The sequence below is a fragment of the Streptomyces sp. NPDC055013 genome (assembly GCF_053608645.1).
Map to the genome: position 1 here is coordinate 1 of NZ_JBSGVW010000084.1, position 3,388 is coordinate 3,388.

Genomic DNA, 3,388 nt, shown 5'->3' on the forward strand with positions numbered 1-3,388 from the left:
GCGCCCCCCCGCGGCCCGGGGCCCCGCCCCTTCCCGTCGATGCTGTCAAAGGCCGTCGATGCCGTTGACGAGCGGGGTGCTCAGCCGAACTGCTGCTCGAGATCCTTGAGCTTGCGCTCCAGGGAGTCGAGCCGTGGCAGGGCCATGGTGTCGTCCTCCGAAGTGAGGTCGACGGTCACCGGGTCAGAACCGGTGCGGACGGGCTGAAGTGACGGACGTGAGCGCACGGGCAGTTGCTCCGGCGCCGATATGGCAGGCTCCGCGGAGACTTGGGCCGACGCACGCTCCAGAGCCTGCGTCTCGACCTGTCGGCCGCCACGGCCGACGAAGCCGCGGTGGCCCCGGCTGATGGCCTTCAGCTGGGCCCGCTCCATGCGCTCCTGCTCGCGCCGGCGCAGGCGGGCCGCCTCCTTCTGCCGCTTGTCCTCGCGGACCTCGTCGACCGCCTCGTCGAGGCTGCGCACGCCCTCCAGGAGCATCAGCGACCAGGCCTTGTAGGTCTCGCGGGGCGCCCGCAGCCAGCGGACGATCCGGATCTGCGGGAGGGGCCTCGGGACCAGACCCTGCTCGCGCAGGGCGGCCCGGCGGGTCTGCTTGAGCGCCCGGTCGAAGAGAACGGCCGCGGAGAGGGACATGCCGGCGAAGAAGTGCGGGGCGCCGTCGTGGCCGAGGCCCCGGGGCGCGTGCACCCAGTTGAACCAGGCCGCGGCGGCCGCGAACGTCCACACGAGTATCCGGGAGCCGAGCGCCGCGTCACCGTGGCTGGCCTCGCGCACCGCGAGCACGGAGCAGAACATCGCCGCGCCGTCCAGTCCGAACGGCACCAGGTACTGCCAGCCGTTGTGCAGGTTCAGGTTCTGCTCACCGAAGCCGACCAGGCCGTGGAAGGAGAGCGCGGCGGCCACGGCCGCGCAGCAGAACAGCAGCACATAGGAGGCGGTGCCGTATATGGCCTCCTTGCGCCTGCGGCGCTCCTCGCTGCGCTCCCACGAGTCGTCAGCGCTCGTGTCCTTCCCCGAGGTCTTCCCGCGCCGAAGCACCGCTATCGCCGCCAGCAGGCCCAGGAGCAGGACGGCGCCCGGAAGCAGCCAGTTCAGCGATATGTCGGTCAATCTCATCTGGGGTCCCTTGCATTGGGATAGGGCGTAACGCCCGCCATAGTGGCCCAATCCCACTGGCCCTCAGGGGGTTTCGGGGCAAGAGGCCGCCAAGGAAGTGCAAGGGGATGCCCAGGGCGGCGTTCTGCTCGAACTGCCGCTTGAGGGGCAGGAGTTGAGTTCGAACAACACTACCCGTGCGGGTGGTTCCACGGAAAGTTCCGGCGCGAAGTGAGGAATTTGTGAAACGCCCGTAACCGTAACGGGTGTCCCGCGCGCGGGTGATCTTACGGCACGAAGGCTGACGCGCACGTCTGAGGGGGCCTCAACTGGCCGCGGCCAGAAGCTTGGTGACCCGGTCCGCGTCGCAGGTGCGCGGGCAGGTGGCGCACGTGTCCTCGGGGCGCAGTGTGTAGAACATGCAGCAGCTCGCCCGGTCCCGGGTGGGCAGCGACTCGCCGTTCGGCCCGGTCAGTTCACGGAAGGCGGCCGAGCCGACGTACGGCTTCGTCGCGCCCGGCAGCAGCAGCTCCAGTTCGCGGCGCGCCCGGTCCTGCTCGCCGTCGCCGAGCAGATGGGCGACGTACCACAGGCTCTCGACGACCTCGTCGGTCGCCATGCCCCACAGCGCGCGTCCGCGGCGTCGCATGCGGGGGCCGAAGCCGGTGAGCACGGGTTCGAGGTGCTCCGCTATCGCCGTCCGCACCTCTGCGCGCAGCGCCTCCTCGTCGGGCACGACCCTCGCGCCGGGCAGGGTGGCGGCCGGGTCGCCGGGGAGACAGGCGAAGGTGGCGGGGCGGGCGGCGAGGGCGCCCATCGGGAGGTCCGGGGCCGTGCGGTCGTACGAGACATGCGTCACGGGGAAGCGGGGGACGCGGCGGAGCAGGAACCAGGGGACGGTGATCAGCAGACACACGGGCCAGGCGTAGCGGTGCAGGCCGAAGCTCGCGACGACGTCTGTGCGCGCGGACTGTCCGTAGTCACGCTGTACCTGCGCGTCGTCCCAGGCCAGGAACGTGTCCAGGCCGGTGCCGCCCTCCGCGAGCGTGGCTGCGGTGACCCAGCCGTCGTGCCGGGGGAGCTGTGCGTCGGTGGCCGGCTGGGTGATGGCGAGCCCCGGAAGGACCTCGGTGAGACGGGTGTAGGCGTCCGCGAGGGCTGAGGGGGGCACAGGCATTCCGGACCGCCGATTCGTGAGGTGGTGAAGGTAAGGCTTACCTTACCCAAGATCGCTGCGGTTTGAACTGTCGCGTTCTGCGCCTAAGGTGCTTGACGGGTGAGTAACAAGCCGCCGTAATGACCCCAAGTACCGATACGTCCGGAGGAGGACCCGTGAAGCAGGGCGCGCAGGGCTCCGCGGCGACGGGGAATCCGCCGGTGTCGCAGGGCCCGGAGGCCCGGGCGGGTGCGGGCGGTACGGGTACGGGTGTGGCGCGGGTGCCGGCGCAGGGGCGAGCCCCGGGTGTGGACGCGGGGCCGGGTGCACCGGCGCCGACGGCTCGGGGTGAGCACACCCACAGTGAGACGCCGATTCCGCGGCCGCGGGCGGTCGTCCAGCGGGCCTCGGTGCGGGGGCAGATCGTCGACGCCCTGCGCACCGCGCTCGTCACCGGTGAGCTGATGCCCGGGGCGGTCTACTCGGCCCCGGCGCTGGGCGAACGCTTCGGCGTCTCCGCGACGCCGGTCCGTGAGGCCATGCAGCAACTCGCGCTGGAGGGGGCCGTCGAGGTCGTCCCGAACCGGGGGTTCCGGGTGGTCGAGCGCGGGGCCCGGGAGCTGGCGGAGCTGGTTGAGGTGCGGGCGCTGATCGAGGTCCCGGTGATGCTCCGGCTCGCTCGCACCGTCGCCGCCGAACGGTGGGCGGAACTACGGCCGTTGGCGGAGGCGACGGTCCGTGCGGCGTCGACCGGCTGCCGGGCGACCTACGCGGAGACGGACCGCACCTTCCACCGCGCCGTGCTGTCCCTGTGCGGCAACGAACAACTCGTCCAGATCGCCGACGACCTCCACCGCCGGGCCCAGTGGCCCCTGGTGAGCCCCGCCCGCCCGACCGGCCGCGGCCACGCCGACCTCGTCGCCGACGCGGCCGAACACACGGCTCTGCTGGACGCGTTGATCGCCGGGGATGTGGATGTGGTGCGGGCGTTGGTCGGGGAGCATTTCGCCGGGGCGCGCTGAGGCTTGCCTCCGGCCTCCGGCCTCTGGCGGTTGGGCGTCTATGCCTGCGGCGGCCTGTGGCTGTGTGGTGGGGGTTCGCGTAGCGCCTGCTGTTTCGTTGTGGGTCGGGGCCG

The 3,388-nt window shown here is 71.8% G+C and carries 3 protein-coding genes; 1 reads left to right on the forward strand and 2 read right to left on the reverse strand.

Annotated elements, in window-relative coordinates; translation table 11 throughout:
• Positions 1-80: 80 nt before the first annotated feature.
• Together ACWGDB_RS41850 and ACWGDB_RS41855 are read right to left on the reverse strand one after the other, a co-directional pair.
• Positions 81-1,118 carry a DUF2637 domain-containing protein gene (locus tag ACWGDB_RS41850; RefSeq protein ID WP_453827278.1) on the reverse strand — a complete coding sequence of 346 codons (1,038 nt, stop codon included), beginning with the start codon at positions 1,116-1,118 and terminating at the stop codon, positions 81-83.
• Between the two features lie 304 nt (positions 1,119-1,422).
• Positions 1,423-2,274, reverse strand: a complete 852-nt coding sequence (locus ACWGDB_RS41855; RefSeq protein WP_453827279.1) for a (2Fe-2S)-binding protein — start codon at positions 2,272-2,274, stop codon at positions 1,423-1,425.
• A gap of 155 nt (positions 2,275-2,429) precedes the next feature.
• Here ACWGDB_RS41855 and ACWGDB_RS41860 point away from each other — a divergent pair, with 155 nt between their 5' ends.
• Positions 2,430-3,275, forward strand: coding sequence for a GntR family transcriptional regulator (locus tag ACWGDB_RS41860; protein WP_453827280.1), 846 nt, complete (start codon positions 2,430-2,432; stop codon positions 3,273-3,275).
• The last annotated feature ends 113 nt before the right edge of the window (positions 3,276-3,388 follow it).

Excerpts from the sequence above, each read along its gene's own strand:
- ACWGDB_RS41855 (WP_453827279.1), bottom strand. The coding sequence starts at position 2,274 with ATGCCTGTGCCCCCCTCAGCCCTCGCGGACGCCTACACCCGTCTCACC.
- ACWGDB_RS41850 (WP_453827278.1), bottom strand. The coding sequence starts at position 1,118 with ATGAGATTGACCGACATATCGCTGAACTGGCTGCTTCCGGGCGCCGTC.